The sequence below is a fragment of the Alcaligenes parafaecalis genome, from assembly GCF_026344135.1.
Classification (GTDB): Bacteria; Pseudomonadota; Gammaproteobacteria; order Burkholderiales; family Burkholderiaceae_B; genus Alcaligenes; species Alcaligenes parafaecalis.
The window spans coordinates 623653-649768 of record NZ_JAPKNA010000002.1 but is presented as its reverse complement, the minus strand read 5'-3'; the positions used below and the strand labels follow the sequence as shown (position 1 = coordinate 649768).

Sequence of the window (26116 nt, the reverse complement as noted above, 5' to 3'; positions counted from 1 at the left end):
AACTCGATTCTCGAGGAGACACAATGTTCCAACGCCAACCGCGTCTGCTGGCCCTGGCTGGGCTTTTGCTGAGCTGTGCAATGCTGGCCCCCTCCACCGCCAGCGCGAATAAACCGATCGAAATTATCGTCACCTTCCCACCTGGAGGGGGCACGGATTTACTGGCCCGCCTGGTCGGGAATTACTTCAACGAAGAGCTCGGCCAATCTGCGATTGTGGACAACCGTCCCGGTGCCAGCGGCAATATTGGTGCACGTATGGTGGCCCAACGCCCAGCCGACGGTCAGTCACTGCTGATGGTCAACAGCTCCTTCGCAGTCAATCCGGCCGTTTTCGACAAGCTGCCTTTTGACCCCAAAAATGACTTCACAGCCGTCTCCAATTTCGCCTTCGTTCCCTCTGTAGTGATTGTGCCGGCCAACTCCCCCTACAAGACACTGAAAGACATGCTCACGGCCGCCAAAGAAAAACCAGGGGAAGTGTTCTTTGGCTCTTGCGGCAACGGCACTCCACAACATCTGGCCGGTGAAATGCTCAACGAAGCAGCAGGTGTGGAAATGGCACACATTCCATACAAAGGCTGCGGCGGTGCTCTGAACGATGTGATGGGTGATCAGGTTGGTTCCGCTTTCGTCACCGCTTCCAGCACCCTGCCCTTCATTGAAAGCGGGAAGGTAAGAGCCTTGGCGGTGACCTCGGCAGAGCGTAGTCCCCTGCTCGCCGATGTGCCCTCCATCGCCGAGCTTGGCTACCCAGGTTATGAGCTGAATCAATGGCATGGACTCCTGGCACCCGCCGGTACTCCGGAGCCTGTGGTGCAAAGACTGCACGAAGCCATAGAAAAAATCATTGCGCGCGACGACGTGAAAGCAAAACTGGAAAGTTTGGGCTACACAGTCGCGCACGACGGCCCCGCCCAGTTCCAGGCAATGATCAATAACGACATCGATCGATTCCGGGAACTGGCACAAAAAATTGGACTGACCATCAACTAAGGATTCACCATGAGCAAACTGAAGTTAAGCGTATCGATTGGCAACTACGACCGTACCCAGGCCTTGAAAGACGGGCGTGTTGGAATTGAGGGGTGTGATATCAATGTTGTGTCCCTGGAGCCCGAGGAAGCCTTTCACCGCGCATTCCGCTACGAAGAGTTCGATGTAACGGAAATCTCCATGAGCAGCCACATGATGACTACCGCTCGTGGCGACAATCAGTACGTGGGTATTCCAGCTTTCCTGTCACGCGTCTTTCGCCATTCCGGCATCTATGTGCGCACTGATCGTATTCGCAAGCCCGAAGACCTGAAAGGCAAAATCATTGGCGTGCCCGAATACCAGATCACCGCCAACGTCTGGATCCGCGGCATCTTGCAAGATGAATTCGGTATCCGCCCCAATCAGATCAAATGGGTGCGGGGGGGAATTGAAGAACCAGGCCGGGGCGAGCGCTCTCCCATTGATCTGCCAGCGGACATCAGTCTGGAGCAGATCCCGGATGACCGCACCTTGTCGGACATGTTGGAAAAAGGCGAAATCGACGGATACATCGGAGCACGGGCACCCTCATGCTTCTTGCGCAACGCTCCCAATGTGGGCCGCCTGTTCGGGGATGAATACCTGGAAGTAGAAAAAGACTATTTCCGCCGCACGGGTATCTTCCCGATCATGCATATGGTTGGCATCCGCAAGTCTCTGGTGCAGGAGAACCCCTGGCTACCCGTCAGCGTGTACAAGTCCTTTCTGAAGGCCAAGGAGCTGGCTGTACATGAACTGAACGAGCTGTGCCATCTGGCCGTCACCCTGCCATGGATGGTGCACCATCACAACGAGGCCAAAGCCTTGATGGGTGAAGATTACTGGCCCTACGGTCTGGAAGCCAATCGCCACACAATCCAGACCTTTGCCCAGTACCACCACGATCAAGGTATGTCGCAACGCCTGGTCAAGCCCGAGGAACTGTTCGCGGCCTCCTCGCTGGATCTCTCCAAGATATAAGGCAAACACCGGCATGAAGGCTCCTGTTTTCAATTACTACGCTCCCGACACGCTAGCGCAGGCCTTAGAGCTACTGTCCATTAACGATAACGCCCGTGTACTGGCCGGAGGCCAGTCCATGCTGGCCATGCTCAATATGCGCTTCGCATTCCCCGATGCGCTGGTCGATATCAACACGCTGCCCGAGCTGTCTTACCTGCAAGAGCAGGACAATGGCGATATCGCCATTGGCTCCATGACACGCCAGCGCGATATTGAGTTCTCCGACCTGGTGGCAACACGTCTTCCGCTCTGGAAGGATGCCATCCTGAACGTCGGGCATCGTCAGACTCGCAATCGCGGGACCGTGGGCGGCAGTCTTTGCCAACTGGACCCTTCTGCCGAAATACCGACAGTCTGCATGGCAATGGACGCCGTACTGACGGTAGCCAGTACACGTGGAGAACGAACAATTTCCATGGCCGATTTCCCGGCAGCCTACATGACCCCCAACATGCAGGCTGATGAGTTGCTGACCCGCGTACAGGTTCAGCCCTGGCCCGCCAAGCACGGCTGGGCGTTCCTGGAGTTCTCCCGTCGTCATGGCGACTTCGCTATCGTGTCCTGCGCTGCCTTGCTATTGCTGGACGAGGCAGGTGCAGTCTGTCGCGCCAGCATCACTCTGGGTGGAGTGGGTGCATTTCCCCTTCGTATGACCGAGGCAGAAAACTCCCTGCTGGGCACCTCGGCCAGCCCTTCAGATATTGCTCTGGCCGCCGAACTATGTGGTCAGGTCGATGCCTCCAGCGACAGCTATGTCCAGGGCTGGTATCGCCAGCGACTGGCCAAAGAATATACGGCGCGCGCCCTGCGGCTAGCGCTCTCTCGTACAGGACAACGGCATGAGTAACCCCCTTCCTTCGGGCAGTCGCCCCATCACACTGTGTGTCAATGGTCGAAACCTGACAGCCAGTGCCGAACCTCGTGTCAATCTGGCAGATTTCCTGCGCCACAACCTGGGTTTGACAGGAACCCATGTCGGCTGTGAGCACGGCGTCTGCGGCGCCTGCACCGTACAGATCGACGGCCACTCCGCACGCAGTTGCCTGATGCTGGCTGTACAAGCTCAAGGCAAGCCTATCCGCACCATTGAAGGCCTTGCTGACGAGCAAGGCCGCTGGCACCCCATCCAGGAAGCATTCCGCGAACTGCATGCCCTGCAATGCGGCTTCTGTACACCAGGCATCCTGATGTCAGTGGTCGAGCTGCTGGAGAACCACAGCGACCCCAGCCCAGAGCTGATACGCGATGTGCTGTCTGGTCATCTATGCCGCTGTACTGGCTACCAAAATATTGTGCGAGCGGTACAAAAAGCCGCTGCCGCCATGAGAGCCAGCCATGCACATGAATGATCCCCACCAGATGGAACAAACCGCCCCCGGCATGGGGCACTCTTTTCTGCGCCTGGAAGATGAAGCCTTGTTGACTGGGCAAGCCCAGTTTCTGGATGACATTCCCATGGAGGGTGTATTGCATGCCTGCTTCGTACGCAGTCCCCACGCGCACGCACGCATTCGCTCCATCGACCTGTCGGCGGCCCAAGCGCTGCCCGGCGTACACGGAGCATTTACCGCTCAGGACCTGATGGGCGAATTAACCCATTGGCGCATGCCATTGGGCTTTGCTTTTGCCGTACTGCCCGAAAACACCGTCCCCTTTGTCCTGGCACGCGAGGAAGTGGCCTTCGTTGGCGAAGCAATCGCTGTGATCGTCGCTCAGTCCCGTCACCTTGCCGAAGATGCTGCTGCGCTCGTGGCTATCGACTACGAAGTCCTGCCCGCAATTTCTGACGTACGCCAGGCTCTCGAACCGGATGCTCCTCTGGTACGCACCGAGCTGCAAAGCAACAGCCTGCAAAACTACACGCTGGCCTATGGGGACATAGACGCCGCCTTCCTTGATGCAGACATCATTATCGAGGAATCATTTTCAGCCCATCGTGGCTGTGCTCACCCCATCGAGGGGCGCGGCGTGCTTGCACGGCTGGATCCTGCCGGCAACGAGTTGACTGTTTGGTCTTCCACCCAGATGGCACACGAACTGCATTACACCCTGGCCCTGATGCTGGGCCATCGTGAGGATCAATTGCGCGTGGTCACCCCTGATGTTGGGGGCGGCTTTGGCGCAAAGTTCATGATCTATCCTGAAGAGATAGTCATTCCAGCCGTGGCCCGTCTGCTACGCCGCCCTGTCAAATGGGTGGAGGACAGGCGCGAGAACTTCCTGACCTCCATCCAGGAACGTGATCAGTTCTGGTCCATTTCCATGGCGGCCAACAAGAGCGGCCACATACTAGGCCTGCGCGGCAACTTCATCCATGACCACGGAGCCTATACGCCGCAGGGCACCAATGTTCCCTACAACGCGGCCTCATCCATGACCGGGCCCTATGTCGTCCCGGCCTTCAGTCTGACGGTTGACGTGGCCTACACCAACAAGGTGCCTGTCGCTACCGTACGCGGCGCTGGCTATCCGCAAGCTGCTTTCGTCATGGACAGGCTAATGGACCGACTCGCGCAGCATATCGGTATGGACCCCATACGCTGCCGCGAACTGAACCTGATTCCAGCCGCCAAAATCCCCTACACCAAACCGCTGAAATCTCGGGCGGGGATACCACTGGTTATCGACAGCGGCGACTTCCCTCGCATGCAAGCCATGGCAGAGCACGCCATGGACCGCGACGGTTTTGAACAACGACGACAAGAAGCGCTCGCTCAAGACCGCTACCTGGGCCAGAGTCTGGCCAATGCCGTCAAACCTACGGGTCGCGGTCCCTATGAGTCCGCCACCGTCAAGATTTTCCCCTCAGGCCGAATTGCTGTTTTCACCGGCGCCCTGGCCATGGGCCAAGGTATCAAGACCTCACTTGCGCAGATCTGTGCAGCACATTTCGGGGTAGAACCGGAAGGGATAGACATTCATGCTGGCGACACACGCCACATTGGTGTTGGGATGGGTGGTTTCGCAAGCCGCCAGGCAATTATGGCCGGCACAGCCGTTGAACAAGCCTCCCGGCAACTGCGCCACAAGGTACTGCTAGCAGCAGCGGCGGTTCTGAAGGTCCCTCAAGATACCCTGGATATTTCTTATGGCATCGTCCGCAGCAGTGCGACTACGACGACCATCAGCCTGGCTAGGCTGGCCATGGAACTCAAGGGCGTGCCGGGCTACAGCTTGCCTATAAAGACAGACCCGGGCCTGGAGAGCACCGCCCATTTTCACTGCGACGAGCAAACCTACGCAGGCTCCACACATGCTTGTGAAGTGGAGGTCGATGCGAGCACGGGCGCTATCCACATCACACGCTATCTGGCTGTGCAAGATTGCGGCAAGCTCATCAACCCGATGATCGTGGAAGGTCAGGTCGTAGGCGGTGTAGTCCATGGACTGGGCAATGCCTTGTTCGAGCAGATGGCCTACGACGCCGAAGGTCAGCCTTTATCCACCACTTGTGCCGAGTATCTTCTGCCTACCGCCCCCGAGGTGCCGAACATCGAAGTGCTGTTCTGCCCCTCCCCCACGCACTTGAATCCGCTAGGAGTCAAAGGCGTGGGCGAATGCTCCACCATCGCCGTCGCCGCCGTCGTGATCTCAGCAGTGGAGCAGGCACTGGCACCACTGAACGTGCGTATCAATGAGTTCCCGATCAGCCCTATGCGACTACTGGAACTGATCGATCAGGCCACGCAACAGACACAATAAAACAGGAACGCTGCCATGAATTTCAAAAACCGGTTTCATATTCCTCTACCACTGGATCAAGCATGGGCACTGATGCTGGACGTGCCGCGCATCATGCCCTGCCTGCCCGGTGCCAAACTGACAGATGTATTGGACGGCAACAAATATCAGGGGTCAGTTTCGGTCAAACTGGGTCCAATCAAACTGTCTTTCGACGGAACGGCCGAGCTCGTAAAAACCGATGAGGAAAACCATATTGCTTATCTGCGTGGTGCCGGTCTGGACCCCAAGGGACGAGGCTCAGCCAGTTCAGACTTCAGCTTCGCGCTGACACCGTCAGCAGAAGGGGGGACCAATGTGGAAGTCAGCACAGAACTGACCTTGTCAGGCGCTGTGGCTCAATATGGACGCGGCAGCGGCATGATCGCCGAAGTGGCCGGGCAAATCCTGGGGCAGTTCGAGCGCAATCTTGCACGAATGGTGCAAGGTGACGCCAATCCTGCACCATCGTCTGACACTCCCATCCCCAGCAGCAACCAGACCATGACAGCGGCACCTGGCGGAGCAACTGCCAGTATTCCGTCAATGACGGCCACACCCGCTTCCACGCTGGACGCCCAAGCCATTCTCTATCAGTCCCAGGCCGTGCTGGCACAAACTCAGCAGTTACAGGCACAGATGCAACAGACCCTGCTGCGCCTGCAAACACAAAGACGACCGCAGGATGACGGCGCCGGGGAGTTAAACATGTTGTCTATCGGGCTCAAGGCCTTCTGGTCACAGATCCGCTATCGAGTGGGGAGACTGTTTGGGCGCAAGGACCCTGCATAAAAGCCGTAAACCTGCTAAGCGCCATAACCCGGCGCTTAGCAGGTCGTAGCATCAATCATTAAGCTCCATCCAGAAATCCACTGATTTAAATAAAAAAGTTTTTATTTAAAAATAAAACAGCATACTGATTATATTTTTCAGCAAGTCGGGAAATAACTTATACATTGAGCATGGACAGCACCGGGTAGAAACGAATACAAAATAAGATCCAGCCCCTACCGGGGCTTGCCCCATCACAAGCCTATAGCATCGCAAGCCATGGGTTCTTAATGCCTGACTTATCTATGAAGAATCACACCAAGTTAAAGCAAGAGGAACAATTTCAATCCGACAAAGCCGAATCTCTCGGCCCAATCAAAGAGGAAAATGCCGAACTGTTTCGGCAAAAGTTATGGTCGCGGTCCGGCTTCCTGATCAGGCGTCTGAACCAAATTCATTACGCCATGTTCTACGAAGAGTGCAAAAGCGATATCACCCCAGTCCAGCACGGGGTACTCTCCGTTTTAATGGGCTCACCCTGGCTAGACCAAACCACTATTGGCTATGAACTGGGCCTGGATCGCACGACCTCCGCTGAAGTCATCCGCCGTCTGGAAGAAAAAGGATTACTGAACCGGCGCGTAAACCCAGATGACCGCCGTTCGCGTCAAACCTATATTACCGAGGCGGGCCTGGCCATCATGCAAAAGCTGAGCGCTGGAATGAACAACGCACAGGAACGCTTGCTGGACCCTCTAACGGCCAAACAACGCCAGGTATTCATGGATCTGCTGACCCGTATTGTGGAGCACAACAATCAATATGGGCGCGCTGCTCTAAGGAATATGTAGTCCGACCATAACGTCCAGCACATACTCGACATATCCCATTTTTTACTCAAACCATTATTCGCCCTGCGCGCCCTCTTCGACAAAATCGCTACGCAAAATCCCATGGCGCTGCAGCTTGTCGTAAAAGGTTTTGCGCGGGATACGCAGATCCTGCAAGGTTGCCTTGATATCGCCACGGTGTCGCGCCAGAGCCTGGCGTATCTGCTGCGACTCGAACTGCTCAATCCGCGCAGGCAAGCTCAAATCTTCGGTATCCAGATCCTTGATATCCACATGCGGCACACCCAGCACTTCTCGTTGCGCAAAGTGGGCCAGCTCGCGCACATTGCCCGGCCAGTGATGCGTCTGCATATATGTCAGGCTGCGTGCATCGGGCATTTTCTGGGGCATGCCGTACTTTTTGGCCGCCAAAGCCGCAAAGTGCGCGAAGAGCATGGGGATGTCCTCTTTACGCTCTCTTAATGGCGGCAAGCGCAGGGTCACGACGTTCAGGCGGTAATACAGATCAGCGCGGAAATTCGCACGCTGGGCTGGATCAGCCAAGTCCACCTTGCTGGCGGCGACGACCCGAATATTGACCGGATGCTCTTCGTTAGAGCCCAGAGGGGTGACGCAGCGTGTTTCCAGCACCCGCAGCAAGCGCACTTGCGCAATCATGGGCATGCTCTCGATTTCATCCAGAAACAGCGTGCCTTGATGGGCATGTTCCACACTGCCGACACGCCGCCGTTGCGCTCCGGTGAACGCTCCCGGTTCGTGGCCGAACAGTTCGCTTTCAATAATGGTTTCGGGTAAGGCTCCGCAATTGAGCGCCACAAAACGATGCTGGGCTCGAGCGCTCCAACGGTGCAGCAACATGGCGACCACTTCCTTGCCGGTGCCCGTCTCCCCTTCTACCAGCACATCCACATCCGACTGGGCCAGATGCCGCAAGGTAGCGCGCAGATTGATCATGACTTCTGAATTGCCCAGCAGCGCCGGGCCTTGACCATCCTCGTCCAGTTCCTCGCGCAAGGCCCGGTTCTGCAAGACCAGGCTGCGCTGCATGGCGGCATGGCGTATTACTGTCAGCAAACGCTCGGCCTGATAGGGTTTGGTCAGAAAATCAAAAGCACCATCGTGCATGGCTTGCACGGCCATATCGATATCGCCATGGCCGGTAATCAGGACCACAGGCTGCTCGGGATCGCGGGCATGCAAGGCGCGCATCAGCGTCAGGCCATCCATGCCCGGCATACGGATGTCTGTGACCACCACGCCGGGATAATCCTTGGGCAGACGGCTCAAGGCCTCCTGACCACTGCCACAGGCCAGGACTTTCAGGCCCGCCAGTTCCAGACTTTGCACCACCGCGGCACGCAGGTCCGCGTCATCATCTACAAATGCAACTTCCATTCTTATTTCTCTCCCTGGCCCAAATCACTATCGGCATTGCGCAGCACGATATGAAACGTGGCACCGCCCAGACGCGACGGCCCTTCTTCCAAACGGCCACCCAGGGCCGCCACAATATCGTGCGAGATCACCAGCCCCAAACCCACGCCTTGACGGCGGCTGGAGCTAAAGGGGGTAAACAGACGCTGACGGATTTCCGGACTCAAGCCGGGTCCATTGTCCGACACAACAATGCGCACATGCCGATTTTCAGTCATCACTTCAAGACGAATATGCCCGTGCTCGCGACCTTCCAACGCGTCCAGCGCATTGCGTAACAGATTCACCAGCACTTGCTCCAGACGCACGGGCAAAGCCCACACCCGTACCGGCTCGCTCATATCGGCCAGTTCCAGATCCACGCCTTGTGCGCGTGCCCTGTGCTCCAGCAACTGCCAGGCGCTATCGACCGCCGCCCTTACCTGCACCGGGCCCTCTTGCTCCTGGGGTTTGCGGGCGTAATGGCACAGTTGGGAGGTGATGCTGCCTATACGCTGGGTCAGTGTCTGAATACGGGACAGATTCTGGCGAGCCGTCTCTAGCTGCCCCTGCTCCAGAAGGCGCGAGGTGTTATCGGCATACACCTCAATCGCCGCCACAGGCTGATTGATCTCGTGGGCGACTCCAGCAGTCACCTGCCCCAGAAAAGACAGTTTCTCTGCCTGCTCCAATTGCTCACGCAGATCACGGGCACGCGACCGGGCCTCATGCAAGGCCCGCATCTCTTGCTCCAGACGCAGGCGAGCCACCTGCAACTGGGCGGTACGCGATTCTACGGCGTCTTCCAAGGCATCCCGCAACAAGGCCTGCTGCTCCTGAGACTCACGACGCTGCTGATTACGCTGCAGCCCCAAAGCTGTCAGCACCAGCGCCGCAAACAGCAAACCCATCACCATCAAACGGGATTGGAATGCCTGGGTTTGCAGGGCGGCATTCATGGGGGCCATCGCATGCAAAGTCCAATCACTGCCCATCACGGGCTGCTGCACGTGCAAGAAGCGCTCCGGCCCCAGCGTCCAGAAAGAGGCTCGTCCGTCAGAGTCCGACCTGTTCAGGCCCACAGGCTCCAGGGGCTCATCCCCAAACTGCTGACTGGCCCGCACTTGAGTCAGTTGCTCCGAAGCCGCTTGATTCAGGCTATGCAAACGCCAGTCCGGTTCACCGCTTAGCAGAATCACCCCATGCGGGTCCGTCACAAACATGCGATCCCCGTAACCGCCCCACTCTTCTTCCAGCAAATCAAACACCAGCTTGATCACCACCACACCCACCGCTTTGCCGTCCTGATCCTGCACCATGCGGGAGATGTACAAACCGGCCTTGCCGCTGGCAGTCCCCAGCGCAAAGTATTCGGCATGCCCCTGCTCCAATGCTTTGGTGAAGTAGGGGCGGAAGCCGTAATGATTGCCCACGAAGCTGTCGGGTTCCTGCCAGTTACTGGACACCAGCGTCTGGGAGTGAATATCCAGCAGATACAAGACGGGGGCCCCTGTGTCCTCGGCCAATTGCTGGAACTTGCGGTTCAGGACCCCGGCATCGCTATAGGCAGGATTGCCCATCAGGTATTGGCGCAGAGCCTCGTCCTGAGCCAAGGCAAAAGACAAAGTGCGGAATTTGTCGCGAATTGTCCGGATCCAGCCCGCATTACCGCGCATCAGGGAATCCAGCCGCTGCTCGCTTTGTGTCAGCAAACGGGCCGTGCCCAAATCGGCCGAGCGCCAAAAGGCAAACAGCCCCAGCACTACAGCCAAGATCAGCAGCAATAACCATTCGAGTCTGAAACGACGCCGCAAACCCGAGGAAACCGGAATGGAGTTCATGAAACTTGTGCGAAATTTCGCCAAAAAATAATAAGTCCTGTGCGGATTTTCGCACACATTAGCCGCAAGCGGGAAAGCCGCCTGCCCACAAGCCGCTTATTTGCTGGTTTTCCTCGGTGGAGCAGATTGGCACGGATGTTGCTTTAGTCATGAGCTTATGGGCCGGGGCAAAGACTTCGGCGCGCGTAAACCGCCTGCCTACACAAAATTCCAAGCAGGCTATTAGCCGACTCCAAAGTCGGCTACATCAAGTCACGGAGACGACATCATGATGGATATAAGCACAGGAGACCGTTCGGTACCGCAGATCGTCCGCATCAAGTGGTATCGGATTTTGTACGTCCAAGTCATCATCGCCATCACTATCGGGATTTTGTTGGGCCACTTTTACCCCTCGCTGGGCGAGAGCATGAAGCCCCTGGGCGATGCCTTCATCAAGCTGGTCAAGATGATTATTGCGCCCGTTATTTTCCTGACAGTGGCCACCGGCATTGCCGCCATGACCGACCTGCAAAAAGTGGGCCGTGTGGTGGGCAAGGCCATGATTTACTTTCTGACCTTCTCCACGCTGGCCTTGATTGTGGGTCTGGTAGTCAGCAACGTGGTGCAACCCGGCCACGGCATGCACATCGACCCCAGCACCCTGGATCCCAGTTCCATCCAGGGCTATGTCCAGCAAGCCCATGACAGCACGCTGACGGGCTTTTTGATGAACATCATCCCGGCCACCCTGATCAGCCCCTTTACCGGCGGCGACATCCTGCAAGTGCTGTTTGTGGCGGTGTTGTTCGGTATTGCCCTGGCTGCGGTAGGCGATCACGGCAAACCCGTACTCAAGTTTCTGCAAGCCCTGATGGCTCCGGTCTTCAAGCTGGTTGCTATCTTGATGAAAGCCGCTCCGGTGGGTGCTTTCGGTGCCATTTCCTTCACCATCGGTAAATACGGTATTGAATCCGTATCCAGCCTGGCCCTGCTGGTCGTGACTTTTTACGTCACCTCCGTACTCTTTGTGCTGGTCATTCTGGGTGCGGTTGCCCGCTACAACGGCTTTTCCATTACCAAGCTGATTCGCTACATCCGCGAAGAATTGCTGCTGGTACTGGGCACCAGTTCTTCCGAGGCTGCTTTGCCTACCCTGATGCAGAAGATGGAGCGCGCAGGGTGTGCCAAGTCGGTGGTGGGCCTGGTTGTGCCAACCGGCTACTCCTTCAATCTGGACGGCACCAATATCTACATGACCATGGCGGCTCTGTTCATTGCCCAGGCTTGTGATATTCCACTGACCTTGCAACAGCAGATTCTGCTATTGCTGGTGGCCATGCTGAGCTCCAAAGGGGCTGCTGGTGTGACCGGTGCCGGTTTCATCACTCTGGCCGCTACGCTGTCAGTCGTGCCTTCGGTACCTATTGCCGGTATGACCTTGATCCTGGGTATTGACCGCTTCATGTCTGAGTGCCGCGCCCTGACCAATCTGGTGGGCAATGCGGTTGCCACTATTGTGGTTGCCCGTTGGGAAGGCGAACTGGATACCGATCAGCTCAACAGCGCCATGAATGGCGAATTGCCTCCACTGGATACCAGCATCACTGTGCATCAGCGTGGTGAAGTGGGGATTCCCGCACAAGAGGCTAGCGAGCCGCGCGCTACCGCTACCGCTACGGCCTGATCCAGGCACTTAAAAAGAAAGGCCGGTTTTCAATTGAAAACCGGCCTTTTTCTTGCCTGCTTATTCTTGCCAAGCTGCTCCTGCCCACCCGTTTTCTCCATATTGAGTTGAACAGCTAATCACTCAGGCAGGAGGAAACTGCACGATCTCGCTTTCTGGCGTCCAGGCAGGATATTTATCCATGATGCTCAGGAACAAGGGACTGGCCTGAAAGTTCAGCAACCAGGCCGACAGCGCCGCCCAAGGCTGCGCATCAAACCAGGCTCTGTCCACTTGTGCGAATTGCCGCACAAAGGGGGCAATCGCCAAATCCGCCAGACAAGGGCGTGCCCCCATCAAATAGCCATGCTCTGCAATTCGCGAATCCAGGCCCATCAATTGCTCGCTGGCCTGTGCACGATGCAGGGCCGAAAAACTGGCCGCATCCGTGAATTGTTCATCCTCGGTATGGCGATCCGGGTATTTGTAGCAATCCAGATTCTTTTTGAACGGCCCGTCGTTGGCCGTAATCAGGTCCAGCATCTGCTCGGCATCGCCCTGCTCAGGCTGCAAATAGTGTTTGGGATCTTGAATCGCCAAAGCCCAGCGCATGATGTCCAGACTTTCATCAATAACCTTGCCATCGGACAAGACCAGCACAGGGACGGTGGCTTTGGGAGAGGCCAGGCGCAAAGCCTCGGGTTTGTCGCGCAAAACCACTTCGCGCAATTGGCAACTTACGCCGCTGGCAGCTATAGCCAGCCGTGCCCGCATGGCATAGGGGCAGCGACGAAAGGAATACAAAATGGGCAGATCAGATAAGGACATGCTCGATACCGTTAAAAAGCCGCAGTCGCGGACTTAAAGCGCTGGCGTTTATACAAAGCGCCCTTCTGCTAAAGAAGGGCGGACTATAAACGACGCAGCGCCAGAATCAAGCTACTAGAGTTAACACAGCTACCCGATCAGGGCTAGGCGTCCTTGCCTTGTTGAGCCAGCAAACGCTGCTCTTCAGCTTTACGACGGGCGGCTTCACGACGCTCCGACAACTCGTCCATGCTGACGCCGATATGGCGCTCTTCACGCTCTCGGGCCAGGGCCACCTGTTTTTGACGCTCACGGAAGCGCTCGACTTGCTCGGGCGAGCTATGACCGTGGCAGTAGGGGCAGCTAACGCCTTCCTCAAACTGAGGCGAGGCTTTTTCTTCCTCGTTAATGGGCATACGGCAGGCACGGCAGAAGTCGTAATCGCCGGGCTCCAGACCGTGGCGCACCGAGACTCGTTCATCGAACACAAAGCAGTCGCCGTCCCACAGGCTTTCTTCAGCCGGAATCTCTTCCAGGTATTTCAGAATGCCACCTTGCAGGTGATAGACCTCATCAAAACCCTGGGAGCGCATGAAGGCCGTGGACTTCTCGCAGCGGATACCGCCGGTACAGAACATGGCAACACGCGGCTTGCCGTGCAGCACACCACCCTCTTTGGACTGCTCGGCCACCCATTGCGGGAACTCGGTAAAGCTATTTGTCTTGGGATTGATGGCACGGTTGAAAGTACCAATGCCCACTTCGTAATCGTTACGGGTATCAACCACCACCACGTTCGGATCGCTGATCAGGGCGTTCCAGTCTTCGGGGGCCACGTACTCGCCCACCATCTCGGCAGTTTTCAGATCAGGCACACCCAGGGTGACGATCTCTTTTTTCAGTTTGACCTTGAGGCGGTAGAACGGCGCCTTGTCCGCGTAGGACTCTTTATGCACCAGACCGGCAATGCGGGGATCGGCATTCAGGTGCGCCAAGACGGCACGAATACCTTCCTCAGGGCCCGCGATGGTGCCGTTAATCCCTTCACGCGCCAGCAACAAGGTGCCTTTGACCTCGTGCTGTTCGCAAAAAGCAAACAAAGGGTCGCGCAACTGGGCGAAATCGGGCAATTCCACGAACTTATATAAAGCCGCGATCAGGTAGGTAGACATAGGTAAACGAATTCTCTGGATGGAAGCGGTGGCGCAGCCCGCAGGCGGTAGGACAGCGTAGGCCGTCGTACACTATACGCGACTGATCCCCCTTGGCCTTTTGACGCCAGTCAAAAAAAGTAGGATGGCCTGGGGATTCAACTTTAAAATCATAACGCTAAAGCCGTCATGCCGCATCTGGCCACGGTCACTGTTTTACTTTGCACGAGAGCTATGGATTCCGTAACACAAGCAGTCCTCGGTGCCAGCCTCTGCGGCTCCCTACTGGGACGGCAGTATGGCCGCAAGGCGGTCCTGTCCGGTGCCATCATCGCCACCCTGCCTGATCTGGATGTCTTCATTCAATATGGAGACCCGATTACATCGATGGTCAGCCATCGGGGTTTCTCACACTCTTTATTTGTCTTGAGCGCTCTGGGACTGCTGGTCACCATTTTGTGGCGGCTGCTGTTCCCGCAAGCACGGGCCTCGGCGGGCCGGGTCGGACTGGCGGTCTGGCTGGCCCTGATTACCCATCCCTTGCTGGACGCTTTTACCAGCTATGGCACGCAGTTGCTCTGGCCGCTGGCCACCACACCGGCCACCTGGTCCAGCATCTTCATTATTGATCCGCTCTATACCGTGCCGCTGCTGGTCGCCACGATCATCGGTTTGATACGCGGTCCCGTGCCTGCCACAGTACGGGCCTGCGCCTGGGGGCTGGCGCTTAGCAGTCTGTATCTGGCCGCCTCTGTCGGTGCCAAGTTCTGGGTTGAGCAGCAAGCCACCGCCCAGCTCGAACAGCAGCAAATACAGGTAAAGCGCGTGTACTCCGCTGCTCAGCCCATGAACATTCTGTTATGGCGCGTGCTGGTACGCGACACGCAAGATCGGGAGTGCGAAGTGATTGTGGGCTTGCTGGACGGCCTGCGCGCACCTAAAGGGCATCAATACGAATCCCTGTGCCTGCCGGTCAACAGCGACTACACTTTGCTGTTCCCGCCCCTGAAGCAATTGGAGCAACTGCGCTGGTTCTCGGATGACTGGGTACGCTACGACATCATTGATGATTTGCTGGTGGTCAGCGATGTGCGCATGAGCCTGGGACCCGGCCAATACAGTTTCCGCTTCGTGGTGGCTGAACGCATTGCGGATAACACCTGGCTGCCAGTCATTCCGTATCGCTGGGCCAGCGGCTACGACCTGGACCTGCTCAAACCCGTGATGCGCCGTATCTGGGAGCCTTTGCCGCCCCTGCCCTTGCAGCAATGGGCCAAACGCATTGAGGCCGGTGTGCCCATCCCTCGTGCTGAAGCCGATTTCCCGTAAGCAGCTCCACGACTCTGCCACGTGGCAGAGTCGGCCTCCCAACGCAGTGCCGATCCATAAAAAAACCCCCGAACCTTTTCAGGTCCAGGGGGTTTAAATTTACCCACTACGGTCACTACAAAATGACACCCGGCGCTCTGTCAAACCCGAGGATCACAACACTTACTTCAGCATTCCTTCAACACGCTGGCGCAAGGCCGGGTCCTGTTGAATAGCCAGACTGATACCGTTGTAATCGGCCAGATCCATACCGTTAGCGCTGACTACGCCTACCAGGCGCTGGTCGGCTTCCTGAACGATGGACTGACGCTCTGCATCACTTTTGGCCGCATCCAGACGCGGCTGATACTCCGAAGCGGTCTGCGCTACCTTCTTGTAGGTACGCGCATATTGCTCCAGTTGAGAATCCGTAGGCTTAACAACCTGGGTAGCCGCAGGGGCTGCCGAGTTGGCCGGAGCCGCATTGCCCTGGGCCATCGCAAAAGGGCTGTACATGCCAAATGCGACTGCGGTAGCAGCAAGAAAAGCTTTAATTGAGGGCTGCATGGATAGAACCTCCTAAACAGAGTCAATGAACGATCATCATGACAAGAGCGGCGGCAGCTTACAAGTTTCGCTATGTAGTTTCGTGTATCTGCATGCCACCTGTCTCGTTACAGATTTCAGTCGCGCGAGTAAGGACGCCCGTCAAAGTCCACGGTGACCAGATTGCCATCCATCGGGCCCATGCCGGGTGAATTGGCAGGCATGCCAGGCGCGGCAACCCCACGCACACTGCCATCGTTCATCATGCGTTTGACGACCTTGGCGGGCACATGGCCTTCAATCAGTTGCCCCGTCTCCTCAATCATCGCGGTGTGGCAAGACGCCAGGTTCTCCGGGACTTTAAAAAGCCGCTTCACGTCTTGAATCTTCACGACCTTGACCTCTTTGACCTCAAAGCCCTCATCGCGCATGTGCTGTGCCCACCCCCCACAACAACCACAGTTCGGATCCTGATACATCGTAATAGCGGGACCCTCTGCCAACGCCATGGAACTGAAGGCCATCAGGCTGGCCGTCAACAATAAAGGTTTAATCACAATTACATTCCTGTTTTGCAGCGCCACGGCGCTCTGGTTGACACTCTCATGCACTTGACTAAGACTAGGCACTCGCAAAAAAGTTTAACAAAACACACTAATTCGTCCTGATCCGCCATGAGTCTTGATTCCGTCAAACAGTTTTTTAACGAACACGCCGCCGATCTTCAGGTGATTGAAACCACCGAAAGTACCGCCACCGTCGTGCTGGCCGCGCAAGTCCACCAAGTTGAACCGGGGCAAATTGCCAAAACCCTCAGTCTGAAAGTGGGCGATAAAGTGGTGCTGCTGGTCGCTCGGGGCGATGCCCGCCTGGACAACAAGAAGCTGCGCACCGCCTTTGGTACGCGCGTGAAAATGCTGGATCTGGAAAGCACCGAAGCTTTGACGGGCCACCCGGTAGGCGGGGTCTGCCCCTTTGGTCTGGCTACTCCGCTGGAGATCTACTGTGATCTGTCTTTGCAGGACTACGACACAGTCTTGCCTGCGGCGGGCTCTATTAATTCTGCGGTGCGCATCACCCCACAGCGCCTGGCCGAGCTGACCAGCGCGCAATGGATTGATGTGACCCAGCCGCCCGTTACAGTCGAACAGGCTTCCTGAGGGGCCAGGCCCCTGGGCAGGACTTAGACTTGTGCAGGCCGGTTGGCATAGCCGGAGACAAACTCCTTGGCCTGCCCGGTCTGCGGGTCAAACACATGGCGGCGTACCTTGCCGATATCCGCGCCATAAACGTGAATGCTGATGGAAACCTGGTCGTCATACACATTGGAGACCTCGTGTATATCGCCCACCGTAGGTGACACCACTTCCACCACGCCCGGCTCCAGAATCTGCGTGTCTTCTTCTGTCATATGGCCAGTCTGGGGATCACGCTCAAAAGGCCGGGAGCGTTCGGCACCACGCAACATGCCAATCAAACCCCACACCGTATGGTCATGGATGGGTGTTTTCTGGCCGGGGCCCCACACAAAGCTGACCACGGAAAAGCGGTCCTGCGGACAGCAATACAGCAAGTACTGCTGATAGAACTGCGGATGGGGCTGGGTGTATTCCGGGGCCAGCCAATCGTCCTGGGCCACCAGCTCACCCAGCAGGACACGACCATCACGCAAAATGTCCGCTTCGCCCACAGCAGGGCGCGCGGTCAATTCATTCATCCCTTGGATAAAGCGCTCAAAACGGGGGTGCATAAGGGGATGTCTCCATAGTTGACTGGGCCTTGCGGCCCAATTCGTGAATCAGTTCTTATTTGTTCAGATACACCGGGGCACGTTTTTCTTTGAACGCGTTCATCCCTTCCTTGGCATCATAACTATCCTCGATCGCTTTCAGGTGTCGCATGGTGCGCGCCATTTGCTCGGACGGGCCACGTGTCAGTACCTCATTATTGATAAAGCGCTTGAGGGTCTGCAAAACACGGGGCGACATCTTGGCCAGATCCTGTGCCATACGCAGCGCGGCGGGAACCTGCTCGCCCACCGGCACGATTTCATTGGCAAAACCCAGGTCATAGGCACGGCGCGCTTCCAGAGTGCGGCACAGCAAGATCACTTCCATAGCGGCATGATGCGGAATACGCGAGGCCAGACCCGAGATGATGCCGCCGGTAAAGCCCAGCTTGGCTTCCGGATAGGAGAACTTGGCGCTCTCGGAGGCCACCAGCAAGTCCGTCATCATGGCCATGACCAAGGCACCGCCCACGCACCAGCCACTGACGGCCGCAATAATAGGCTTGTCGGTTTCAAAACCCACGGTGGGAATGGCACGCCACAATTCGGGCCACTCATTGACGTCGGCACCGGCGGAAAATGCGTCGTTACCTGCCCCGGTCAGCACGGCTACGCGGCGTGTGGGGTCCTCATCAAAAGCCAGAAATGCCTGCTGTAATTCCTTAACCACGGTAGCGCTAAGCGCATTGCGGCGATCGGGACGGTTGATCGTGAAGACCGACACACCGTCATCGTGGTTTTCTACAAGAATGCACTGATAATCCGACATGGTTTACTCCTCCTGGGTATTTTTAAAAGAATAGGTCTCGGTTTTATGCGCCTATGGACAGGCGGGCATCGACGGCGTGACAACGGGTGGCCGCCACGATCAATGGGTTGATATCCAGTTCAAATTCGGTGTCGCGCAGGTCGTGAGCCAGAAAGCTGACACGCACAATCGCATCAAGCACACCGGCACGATCCAGCATGCGTCCCCGGTATCCCTTCAACAACTTGTCGATCATCAGGGTGGACAAGAGCCGGTCCGCATCGGCCAGGGTTAGCGGTGCAGCCGCAATCACCCGGTCTGACAACATTTCCACCAGAATGCCGCCTGCACCAAACACCACGACCGGGCCAAACTGCGCATCCTGACGTGCTCCGATCAGCAACTCCACATCACCTTTGGCCATGGCTTGCACCAAAACACCTTCCAGACGGGCGTCGGCTTTATAGGCTTTGGCGTTCGCGTAGAGCCGGGCAAAATCACGTCGCAAGCTAGCCTCGTCGGCCACATCCAGCGCCACCCCGCCCGCTTCAGTTTTATGGATAATATCGGGGGAAACAATCTTCATCACCACCGGATAGCCAATCTGCTCGGCTTGCTCCACAGCCTGTTCCACGTTCTCGCACACCTGCCCCAGATTCACCGGCAGGCCGTAATGCGCCAGCAAGCGCTTGGACTGGTCTTCATTAAGGACACCACGCGGCATCACGGTAGGAGCCTGACACGCGCTGGGGCGCATCGCTGCCTGCCGTGGCACGAACTGCCCATGACGTTTCCAGGCTGACAAGGCCAAGGCCGCTTCCAGACTGGAACTGGCATAAGCATGGCCATGCTGGGCCAGCTTCTGCCGCAAAGGCTCGGATGTCGCGCCCGCATCAAAGGCCACCATGACGGGCTTGGCCCAATGCGGTTCGGGATGGATGATTTTTTCAATCAGGGCCGCCATCCATTCCTGCGGACACATGGAGGCCGTAATCAATACCGCATCGCTTTGCTGATCCTGCATCAAGGCATCCAAGGTGGCGCGGGCGACTTCGGTGGAGTCTTGAGTCAGGCGTGCGCCCAGATCCACCGGGTTATCCGCCTGCCCGGCCGGGTAGTGGGCGGCCAAGGCATTCTTGGTCGAAGCGGAAAAACTGGACAGCTCCACGCCATGCTCTGCCAAAGCATCGGCGGCCAAGGCTCCACCGCCACCCGAGGGCGTCACAATCGCAACCTTGGAAATCTTGTTGCTGGTAAAGCGCACCATGCTGTTTGCCAACAGGAGCATGGCTCCCATATCGTCCATCAGGCTGATGCCTTCATCACGGCAGACACTGGCAAACACATCGTGATCACCCGCCACACTGGCGGTATGCGAGAAAGCAGCCGCCTTGCCCGCACTGGAGCGCCCGGCCTTGACGGCCAGCCAGGGCTTGCCCGCTGCCTGTGCCCGACGAGCCGTGCGACGCAAAGCCTGGGTATCTTTAATGCCTTCTATATAGGTACAGATCACTTGCGTCTTGGGATCATCAATCAGGAAATCCACAAAGTCGCACAGATCCAGATCCGCCTGATTACCCACCGAGAAGCCGTAGGTAAAGCCGCCGCCCATCGCCCAGGCCCGATCAAAGTAGGTGGTCATCAAGGCACCGCTTTGGCTGACAAAACCAATAGGCCGTTCCGGCAGACTGTCTCTGTCCAGCACCGGCGAAGAGCACAGCACCAGATTGCGGCTGGGGCTGATCATGCCCAGGCAATTGGGGCCGATCAGACGCATGCCCGAATCACGGCAAATACGCAGCAAGGCTTGCTCACGCTCCAGCCCACGCTCGCCTGCATCCGCAAAGCCCGCAGAGATCACCAGCAAACCGCGAACCCCCATTTGAGCCGCAATCTGCGCCTGCTCCAGAACGGTATCGGCCCCCACCGTAAACACGGCCAGATCCGGGGCGCTGTCCAGCGCAGCCAGACCCGGCACAGCGGGCAAGCCAAACAGGCTGCTGCGACTGGGATTGATGGGCAGGACCTTGCCGCCATAACCGTGCTTGAGCAGCATGCGGAACAGTCGCCCGCCGAACTTGGACTGATCTTCCGAGGCGCCGACCAAAGCTATGGATGCCGGGTCCAGCAAAGCGTCCAGCGTGCTGGCGCAAGTGACGGTTTCCATCACGTTTGTCTCCTGTTGGTGGTTCTGTGAGCGTTTAGTCATCGCTCATCTTGATGGTCTTGAACAGTTCGCTGTAATAAGCCCGACTCTGTTCCAGATCCTTGGTATAGGCCGCACCGTCTTTCCAACTGGCACTGACGCTGATGCGATGGAAACGCTCCTGGGTCTGCGGCTCGGCCAGGATTTCTTCGGTAGCCTTGGCCAGTTTCTTCATGACATCGTCAGGAGTGCCTGCCGGTACCGCCAGCCCCCAGAACCCTTCAAAGGGCAGGGCCAGATCAAAGCCCGCTTCTTTGGGTGTAGGCACATCCGGCAATTCGGGATGCCGCACGCTGGCATAGGTCACCAAGGCTTTGGCCTTGCCGCTTTTCACCAGTTCCAGTCCGACGCCATCAATAAAGAAGTCGATGTGATTGCCCATCAATGCCGTCATGGTGTCTGCCGAGCCTTTGAAGGGCACATGCAACAAGTCCAGCTTCTCAGCATTTTCCAGAATCTCTCCGGCCAAGTGACCTCCGGACGCAATACCTGCCGAGCCATAGGTCAGGGTGCCGGGCTCTTTGCGGGCCAGCTCAACAAATTCTTTCAGATTGGAGACTGGCAAGTCGTTACGGACCGTCATGATGGGCAGATAACCCGCCAGGCTGCCTACGAAATCAAAGCCTTTGATCGGGTCGTAAGGCACATCACGGATGTAGGGCAGCACGGTAAAGGCAGTGCTGGTGGCCAGCAACAAGGTATAGCCATCGGGTTTTGCGCGCCCCACGATAGACGTACCCAGCGAGGTAGTGCCGCCGGGTCGGTTTTCAATCACGATGGGAACGCCCAGCTTGGTACGCAGACGATCGGCAAACAGACGCGCCAGATTGTCACTGTTGCCGCCTGGGGGATAGGGAACCACAAAGGTCACTTCACGGCTGGGATAGGTATCGGCCGCGATGGCCGCCGGGGCAGAAAAACTGCTGATGGCTGCCAGCCCCGAGGCCAGTACGGTGCGTAGAAAACCTTGGCGCGAAAAAAAAGAACTGAACATAATCCTTGCCTCCTGTGTGAGAGTGAACCTCTCTTGGTGTTCCAACATATAGAACGCTGTTCTTGTTTTTGATATTAAAAATGCCGTATGAACGGCTTGAATACAACAGACAGCAACAACACAAGCAACTTAGGACAACGGTTCAAATAGTGGGATATTTGATTTCAAGTGTCAACTATTAAACCCCTTCGGGATTTCCCCAGTCCCCGCTTCCTGTCGCATTGGGCTTGACCAAAACGAGCTTCTGGATAAAATGAAAACATTGCTTTTGCATGTCATTTTTAAGAACGCTGTTCCAAATATCAGAACACAACCCCTAACTGATCGAAGGAATTCATCCATGTTCTCTGCTATCGTCATCGACAAAACCGACGGCCAATACAAAGCCAGCTTGCAATCCCTGGACGAGTCCTCCCTGCCCGAAGGCCAGGTTACCGTCCGCATTGACTACTCCACCCTGAACTTCAAAGACGGTCTGGCCATGACGGGTAAATCTCCCGTGGTGCGCCAGTTCCCCATGGTGCCCGGCATTGATTTCGCAGGCACAGTGACTGACAGCAACGACCCGAATTTCAAGTCCGGTCAGAAAGTGGTGCTCAATGGCTGGGGCCTGGGCGAAGTGCATTGGGGCGGTCTGGCACAGCAGGCCCGCGTCAAGGGCGACTGGCTGATTCCCCTGCCCGAAGCCTTCTCCACCCAGCAAGCCATGATGATAGGCACCGCAGGCTATACCGCCGCTCTGTGCGTACGTGCCTTGCAGCGCCAGGGCGTGACGCCGGACAAGGGCCCGATTCTGGTGACAGGTGCCGCTGGTGGCGTAGGCAGTGTCAGCGTGGCCCTGTTGCATGCTCTGGGCTACACCGTGATGGCCAGCACGGGCCGCCCCCAAGAGGAAAGCTACCTGAAAGCACTGGGTGCCAACGAAATTGTGGACCGCAACACCTTGAGCGAACCCGGTAAACCGCTAGGCAAGGAACGCTGGGCCGGTGCCATCGACAGCGTCGGTAGCCACACGCTGGCCAATGTTGTCGCAGGCACCCAATACCTGGGCGCAGTCGCCGCATGCGGTCTGGCTCAGGGCATGGACTTCCCTGCTTCCGTGGCCCCCTTCATTCTGCGCGGTGTGCAGTTGATTGGCGTGGACAGCGTGCATTGCCCCAAGCCTGAGCGTCTGGCGGCCTGGGATTTGCTGGCCAAGCATTTGTCTATCGAAGCCCTGGAGCGCATCGGTGCCAGCACCATCACGCTGTCCCAAGCCATTGATCAGGCCGGCCAGTTACTGGAAGGCAAGGTACGCGGCCGCATCGTGGTTGATGTGAACGCCTAAGGCCTTGTCGGCCCCCATCTACCTATCACGCTCTGGAGCTGATCCATGGATACGACATTGCCCCTGAACGGGGTTCGGATACTGGAATTTTGCAATGTGGCCGCTGGCCCGTACTGCGGTATGTTGTTGGCCGATATGGGGGCCGACGTCATCAAAATCGAACACCCTAAAGGGGGTGACACCTTACGAAGCTGGCCGCCCATCAACCAAGGGTATAGCGAGAACTTCGCTTCGCTGAACCGCAACAAGCGCTCGGTCACGCTGGATTTGAAGAACCCCGAAGATGTGGCCAAGGCACGTCAACTGGTGCTGGATGCCGACGTCTTGCTGGAGAACAACCGACCCGGCGTCATGCAGCGTTTAGGGCTGGACTACGAGAGCCTGAAAGCCCTGAACCCCAGACTGCTGTACTGCTCGATTTCCGCCTATGGACAAAGCGGCCCTCGCTCGCAGGAAGGCGGCTTTGACCTGACCATTCAGGCCATGAGCGGCGTGATGAGTGTCACCGGCGAAGCAGGTGGCGCCCCCGTTAAATGCGGGGTTCCGCTGGCGGACTTTGCAGCCGGTTTGTATGCCGCTTTTGCCATCAGTGCCGCCTTGCCACAGGCCCGCGCCACCGGCCAGGGCGCACATATCGACGTGCCCATGCTGGGAACCACCTTGGCCATCGCTGCGCTGCAAACCTCGGAGTATTTCGGCAGTGGTCGCGACCCGAACAAGCTGGGTTCCGCCCACCCACGCAATGCGCCCTACCAGGCCTTCCAGTGCAAAGGCGGTTATTTCGCCATGGCAGCGGGCAACGATGCGCTGTGGCGCTCCGTCTGTCAGGTTGTCGAACGCCCGGATCTGAGCGAAGACGAACGCTTTACCAGCACCACCCTGCGCGCCAAACATCAAGACGCCTTGCGTGAATTGCTGGAAGCCATTTTTGCTCAGCACGACTCCGAACATTGGCTGGCGCAATTCCGTGCCCAAGGCGTGCCGTGCAGCCCCATCAACCGCTATTCCGACGTCTTGCGCGACCCGCAAGTCGAGCACATGGAATGGGTGCAAAACATTCGCCTGCCGGGCACGGATACGGACACCCGCACCTTTGTCTCGCCTTTGCGCATCAATGGTGTGGGCCTACCCATCCGTCTGGCGCCACCCGCGCTGGGCGAGCATAACGACAGCATCTTGCACGGAGTCACCCCATGACAGCGTCGTATTGCAGCCGCAGTCCCAGCCTGAACGTGGACTGCGCAGGCAAAGTCTGGACCCTGACACTGAACCGGCCCGACAAGCGCAATGCCTTGTCGGCCGATCTGGTAGAAGCCTTGATCGCAGCCGTGCAGGCTGCGGAACAGGCCCAGGCCGATCTGCTGATATTGCGGGGTGAAGGCCGCAACTTCAGTGCCGGTTTTGACTTCAGCGACTACGAGCAACAAAGCGAGGGGGATCTGGTGCTGCGCTTCATCCGCATCGAAACCCTCTTGCAGAGGCTGGCCCATACACCTTGCGCCACCCTGGCCCTGGCGCATGGGCAAAACTTCGGCGCTGGCGTAGATTTGATTGCCGTCTGCCGTCAACGCGTCGCCAGCGCGGATGCTCGTTTTCGCATGCCTGGACTGCAATTTGGTCTGGCACTGGGAACCGGCAGACTGGCGGCCTTGATTGGCGGCCAGCAAGCTCATCAGCTCCTGGCAGGCAGCCAGGTTTTTGATGCCGCCAAAGCGGAGCAACTGGGCTTTATTGAAGGCATACAAGAGCCTGACGCATGGCCTGCTGTCATCGCACAAGCTCAAGAAACCGCGGGCTTGCTGGACGCGAGCAGTCGCGCCTATCTGCATCAGTTAACGGGTTGCCCGGAACAGGCGGATCGGGATATGGCGGCCCTGGTGCGCTCTGCTTCCGCACCCGGTCTCAAGCAAAGAATTGCGTCCTTCAGGCAGGCTGCAAAATCTTGAACACTGATATTGAACTGCCCCAAAAAAAGCCCCCACGCTGCGCCTTCGGCTTGCTGCCCCCCGAGGGGGAGTTTTTGCCTTGGGGCGGCCCGGCGACAAAACATAGGCGAAGCATCCAAGTTTTAGCAGCAGTTCAAATCCGGGCTGTTTCATCCAGCCCGGAACCTGTCTTCTAGAACGGCTTAGCGACCGCTATAACCCAAACGGCGTGAGATCTGCGCTGCTGCCACCATCAAGGTTTTCCCAGCCTGAATCAATCGGGCCTCTTCCAGACGCTCGGCAGGCCCGGAAATACCCAAAGCCGCCACCACCATTCCCCGACTATCGTAAATAGGTGCAGCCGCACCCACGACCTGCTCACGCCACTCGCCACGGTTAATCGCATAACCTTGCTCGCGCACCTGCTCCAGTTCACGGCGCAAATCACCAAACTTGACCAGACTGCGAGGCGTATAAGGCTTGAGGCGGTTCTTGACCAGATTCAAGGTGTCTTCACTGGCCCAGGCCAGCAAAGCCTTGCCAGTTGCCACACATTGCGCGGGCGAGCGGCCGCCCACCGTGGTGTAGGCACGCACAGGCTGCGGGCTGTCTATCTTTTCGATATACAGCACCTCTACCCCGTCCAGCAGGGACAAATGCACCGTTTCCTGGGTTTGCTCGGCCAACTCTTTCATGAAGGGCAAGGCCTCCACGCGTACATCCAGACGGTTAGCCAGGCCCGAGCCCAGTTCCCAGAGCTTCATGCTCAGCTCGTAGCGCCCGGTGTCTTCATTCTTGCGCGCAAAGCCCTGGTGAACCAGCGCTTGCAACAGACGATGCACATTGCTTTTATTGAGCATCAGTTGATTGGCCAGCTCGGTCACACCCGAGCCTCGTTCGTGCTTGGCCAGGGCTTCCAGGAGCACCAGGCCCTTAACAAAAGTCTTGTCCAATCGAATATCCCATCAATCACTAAAAGTGCATGAATTGTCTCATGGAACCGGGCTGCACCATAGCCAGACAAGCCCGTATAGC

At 57.3% G+C, this 26116-nt stretch carries 24 protein-coding genes; 13 read left to right on the top strand and 11 right to left on the bottom strand.

What is annotated here, in order from left to right:
- Positions 1-23 precede the first annotated feature (23 nt).
- The 7 genes from OSH09_RS09860 to OSH09_RS09830 all read left to right on the top strand — a co-directional run bounded on the left by OSH09_RS09860 (position 24) and on the right by OSH09_RS09830 (position 7381).
- A complete protein-coding gene (locus OSH09_RS09860; protein WP_207872096.1) occupies positions 24-995 on the top strand; it encodes a tripartite tricarboxylate transporter substrate binding protein in 972 nt (323 codons plus the stop codon).
- Positions 996-1004: 9 nt separating this feature from the next.
- Positions 1005-1997, top strand: coding sequence for a substrate-binding domain-containing protein (locus OSH09_RS09855; RefSeq protein ID WP_207872099.1), 993 nt, complete (start codon positions 1005-1007; stop codon positions 1995-1997).
- A gap of 13 nt (positions 1998-2010) precedes the next feature.
- On the top strand, positions 2011-2886 hold the full coding sequence (locus tag OSH09_RS09850) for an FAD binding domain-containing protein (protein WP_207872102.1): 876 nt from the start codon (positions 2011-2013) through the stop codon (positions 2884-2886).
- Positions 2879-3388: a (2Fe-2S)-binding protein gene (locus tag OSH09_RS09845; protein WP_222668761.1), complete on the top strand. Its 510-nt coding sequence runs from the start codon at positions 2879-2881 to the stop codon at positions 3386-3388. Before OSH09_RS09850 ends, OSH09_RS09845 begins: the two co-directional genes overlap by 8 nt.
- Positions 3381-5741, top strand: coding sequence for a xanthine dehydrogenase family protein molybdopterin-binding subunit (locus OSH09_RS09840; protein WP_266120878.1), 2361 nt, complete (start codon positions 3381-3383; stop codon positions 5739-5741). The genes OSH09_RS09845 and OSH09_RS09840 overlap by 8 nt, the downstream gene beginning before the upstream one ends.
- 15 nt (positions 5742-5756) lie before the next feature.
- Positions 5757-6551 (top strand): SRPBCC family protein, encoded by a 795-nt coding sequence (locus OSH09_RS09835; protein WP_207872111.1) that lies wholly within the window; start codon positions 5757-5759, stop codon positions 6549-6551.
- 269 nt (positions 6552-6820) lie between these two features.
- Positions 6821-7381, top strand: a complete 561-nt coding sequence (locus tag OSH09_RS09830) for a MarR family winged helix-turn-helix transcriptional regulator (RefSeq protein ID WP_207872114.1) — start codon at positions 6821-6823, stop codon at positions 7379-7381.
- Positions 7382-7435: 54 nt separating this feature from the next.
- Here the strand turns inward: OSH09_RS09830 and OSH09_RS09825 are convergent, their stop codons facing one another.
- Both OSH09_RS09825 and OSH09_RS09820 read right to left on the bottom strand, forming a co-directional pair.
- A complete protein-coding gene (locus tag OSH09_RS09825; RefSeq protein WP_266120877.1) occupies positions 7436-8776 on the bottom strand; it encodes a sigma-54-dependent transcriptional regulator in 1341 nt (446 codons plus the stop codon).
- A 2-nt stretch (positions 8777-8778) separates the two neighbouring features.
- On the bottom strand, positions 8779-10635 hold the full coding sequence (locus OSH09_RS09820; RefSeq protein WP_266120876.1) for a sensor histidine kinase: 1857 nt from the start codon (positions 10633-10635) through the stop codon (positions 8779-8781).
- Between the two features lie 268 nt (positions 10636-10903).
- Here OSH09_RS09820 and OSH09_RS09815 point away from each other — a divergent pair, with 268 nt between their 5' ends.
- A complete protein-coding gene (locus tag OSH09_RS09815) occupies positions 10904-12301 on the top strand; it encodes a dicarboxylate/amino acid:cation symporter (protein ID WP_207872121.1) in 1398 nt (465 codons plus the stop codon).
- Between the two features lie 123 nt (positions 12302-12424).
- On the opposite strand, the gene OSH09_RS09810 is transcribed toward OSH09_RS09815, so the two are convergent.
- Positions 12425-13108: a glutathione S-transferase gene (locus OSH09_RS09810; RefSeq protein ID WP_266120875.1), complete on the bottom strand. Its 684-nt coding sequence runs from the start codon at positions 13106-13108 to the stop codon at positions 12425-12427.
- Positions 13109-13251: 143 nt separating this feature from the next.
- A complete protein-coding gene (trhO, locus tag OSH09_RS09805) occupies positions 13252-14259 on the bottom strand; it encodes an oxygen-dependent tRNA uridine(34) hydroxylase TrhO (protein WP_207872123.1) in 1008 nt (335 codons plus the stop codon).
- A gap of 213 nt (positions 14260-14472) precedes the next feature.
- Between trhO and OSH09_RS09800 the strand changes: the two genes are divergently transcribed.
- Positions 14473-15567 (top strand): metal-dependent hydrolase, encoded by a 1095-nt coding sequence (locus tag OSH09_RS09800; RefSeq protein ID WP_266120874.1) that lies wholly within the window; start codon positions 14473-14475, stop codon positions 15565-15567.
- Between the two features lie 162 nt (positions 15568-15729).
- On the opposite strand, the gene OSH09_RS09795 is transcribed toward OSH09_RS09800, so the two are convergent.
- Together OSH09_RS09795 and OSH09_RS09790 are read right to left on the bottom strand one after the other, a co-directional pair.
- Positions 15730-16113: a DUF4168 domain-containing protein gene (locus OSH09_RS09795; protein WP_222668768.1), complete on the bottom strand. Its 384-nt coding sequence runs from the start codon at positions 16111-16113 to the stop codon at positions 15730-15732.
- A 116-nt stretch (positions 16114-16229) separates the two neighbouring features.
- A complete protein-coding gene (locus OSH09_RS09790) occupies positions 16230-16649 on the bottom strand; it encodes a DUF411 domain-containing protein (RefSeq protein ID WP_153230992.1) in 420 nt (139 codons plus the stop codon).
- A gap of 117 nt (positions 16650-16766) precedes the next feature.
- Here OSH09_RS09790 and OSH09_RS09785 point away from each other — a divergent pair, with 117 nt between their 5' ends.
- Complete coding sequence (locus OSH09_RS09785; RefSeq protein WP_207872125.1) at positions 16767-17252, top strand: YbaK/EbsC family protein; 486 nt, start codon at positions 16767-16769, stop codon at positions 17250-17252.
- 23 nt (positions 17253-17275) lie between these two features.
- On the opposite strand, the gene OSH09_RS09780 is transcribed toward OSH09_RS09785, so the two are convergent.
- The 4 genes from OSH09_RS09780 to OSH09_RS09765 are packed head-to-tail and all read right to left on the bottom strand — an operon-like array spanning position 17276 to position 21829.
- A complete protein-coding gene (locus tag OSH09_RS09780) occupies positions 17276-17842 on the bottom strand; it encodes a cysteine dioxygenase family protein (RefSeq protein ID WP_222668770.1) in 567 nt (188 codons plus the stop codon).
- Positions 17843-17897: 55 nt separating this feature from the next.
- Entirely contained in the window at positions 17898-18650 is a 753-nt protein-coding gene (locus OSH09_RS09775) for an enoyl-CoA hydratase/isomerase family protein (RefSeq protein ID WP_207872127.1), read from the bottom strand.
- Positions 18651-18693: 43 nt separating this feature from the next.
- Complete coding sequence (locus OSH09_RS09770; protein WP_266120873.1) at positions 18694-20796, bottom strand: acetate--CoA ligase family protein; 2103 nt, start codon at positions 20794-20796, stop codon at positions 18694-18696.
- Positions 20797-20830: 34 nt separating this feature from the next.
- Positions 20831-21829: a Bug family tripartite tricarboxylate transporter substrate binding protein gene (locus OSH09_RS09765; RefSeq protein ID WP_266120872.1), complete on the bottom strand. Its 999-nt coding sequence runs from the start codon at positions 21827-21829 to the stop codon at positions 20831-20833.
- A gap of 340 nt (positions 21830-22169) precedes the next feature.
- On the opposite strand from OSH09_RS09765, the gene acuI reads away from it, so the two are divergent.
- Genes acuI through OSH09_RS09750 form a run of 3 tightly spaced genes read left to right on the top strand, consistent with a single transcriptional unit; the run spans position 22170 to position 25102 of the window.
- Complete coding sequence (gene acuI, locus OSH09_RS09760; protein ID WP_266120871.1) at positions 22170-23156, top strand: acrylyl-CoA reductase (NADPH); 987 nt, start codon at positions 22170-22172, stop codon at positions 23154-23156.
- 45 nt (positions 23157-23201) lie between these two features.
- Positions 23202-24353, top strand: a complete 1152-nt coding sequence (locus OSH09_RS09755; protein ID WP_266120870.1) for a CaiB/BaiF CoA transferase family protein — start codon at positions 23202-23204, stop codon at positions 24351-24353.
- The gene (locus OSH09_RS09750; RefSeq protein ID WP_266120869.1) at positions 24350-25102 is read left to right on the top strand and encodes an enoyl-CoA hydratase/isomerase family protein; all 753 of its coding nucleotides are present in this window, start codon (positions 24350-24352) and stop codon (positions 25100-25102) included. The genes OSH09_RS09755 and OSH09_RS09750 overlap by 4 nt, the downstream gene beginning before the upstream one ends.
- Positions 25103-25284: 182 nt before the next feature.
- Here the strand turns inward: OSH09_RS09750 and OSH09_RS09745 are convergent, their stop codons facing one another.
- Positions 25285-26034, bottom strand: a complete 750-nt coding sequence (locus OSH09_RS09745) for an IclR family transcriptional regulator (RefSeq protein ID WP_207872133.1) — start codon at positions 26032-26034, stop codon at positions 25285-25287.
- Positions 26035-26116: the final 82 nt, after the last annotated feature.

Coding starts and splice junctions, on each gene's coding strand:
- OSH09_RS09860 (WP_207872096.1), top strand. CDS start 24: ATGTTCCAACGCCAACCGCGTCTGCTGGCCCTGGCTGGGCTTTTGCTG.
- OSH09_RS09815 (WP_207872121.1), top strand. CDS start 10,904: ATGATGGATATAAGCACAGGAGACCGTTCGGTACCGCAGATCGTCCGC.
- OSH09_RS09785 (WP_207872125.1), top strand. CDS start 16,767: ATGAGTCTTGATTCCGTCAAACAGTTTTTTAACGAACACGCCGCCGAT.
- OSH09_RS09830 (WP_207872114.1), top strand. CDS start 6,821: ATGCCTGACTTATCTATGAAGAATCACACCAAGTTAAAGCAAGAGGAA.
- OSH09_RS09800 (WP_266120874.1), top strand. CDS start 14,473: ATGGATTCCGTAACACAAGCAGTCCTCGGTGCCAGCCTCTGCGGCTCC.
- OSH09_RS09855 (WP_207872099.1), top strand. CDS start 1,005: ATGAGCAAACTGAAGTTAAGCGTATCGATTGGCAACTACGACCGTACC.
- OSH09_RS09765 (WP_266120872.1), bottom strand. CDS start 21,829: ATGTTCAGTTCTTTTTTTTCGCGCCAAGGTTTTCTACGCACCGTACTG.
- OSH09_RS09840 (WP_266120878.1), top strand. CDS start 3,381: ATGAATGATCCCCACCAGATGGAACAAACCGCCCCCGGCATGGGGCAC.
- OSH09_RS09770 (WP_266120873.1), bottom strand. CDS start 20,796: ATGGAAACCGTCACTTGCGCCAGCACGCTGGACGCTTTGCTGGACCCG.
- trhO (WP_207872123.1), bottom strand. CDS start 14,259: ATGTCTACCTACCTGATCGCGGCTTTATATAAGTTCGTGGAATTGCCC.
- OSH09_RS09750 (WP_266120869.1), top strand. CDS start 24,350: ATGACAGCGTCGTATTGCAGCCGCAGTCCCAGCCTGAACGTGGACTGC.
- OSH09_RS09755 (WP_266120870.1), top strand. CDS start 23,202: ATGGATACGACATTGCCCCTGAACGGGGTTCGGATACTGGAATTTTGC.
- OSH09_RS09850 (WP_207872102.1), top strand. CDS start 2,011: ATGAAGGCTCCTGTTTTCAATTACTACGCTCCCGACACGCTAGCGCAG.
- acuI (WP_266120871.1), top strand. CDS start 22,170: ATGTTCTCTGCTATCGTCATCGACAAAACCGACGGCCAATACAAAGCC.
- OSH09_RS09775 (WP_207872127.1), bottom strand. CDS start 18,650: ATGTCGGATTATCAGTGCATTCTTGTAGAAAACCACGATGACGGTGTG.
- OSH09_RS09835 (WP_207872111.1), top strand. CDS start 5,757: ATGAATTTCAAAAACCGGTTTCATATTCCTCTACCACTGGATCAAGCA.
- OSH09_RS09825 (WP_266120877.1), bottom strand. CDS start 8,776: ATGGAAGTTGCATTTGTAGATGATGACGCGGACCTGCGTGCCGCGGTG.
- OSH09_RS09810 (WP_266120875.1), bottom strand. CDS start 13,108: ATGTCCTTATCTGATCTGCCCATTTTGTATTCCTTTCGTCGCTGCCCC.
- OSH09_RS09820 (WP_266120876.1), bottom strand. CDS start 10,635: ATGAACTCCATTCCGGTTTCCTCGGGTTTGCGGCGTCGTTTCAGACTC.
- OSH09_RS09795 (WP_222668768.1), bottom strand. CDS start 16,113: ATGCAGCCCTCAATTAAAGCTTTTCTTGCTGCTACCGCAGTCGCATTT.
- OSH09_RS09845 (WP_222668761.1), top strand. CDS start 2,879: ATGAGTAACCCCCTTCCTTCGGGCAGTCGCCCCATCACACTGTGTGTC.
- OSH09_RS09780 (WP_222668770.1), bottom strand. CDS start 17,842: ATGCACCCCCGTTTTGAGCGCTTTATCCAAGGGATGAATGAATTGACC.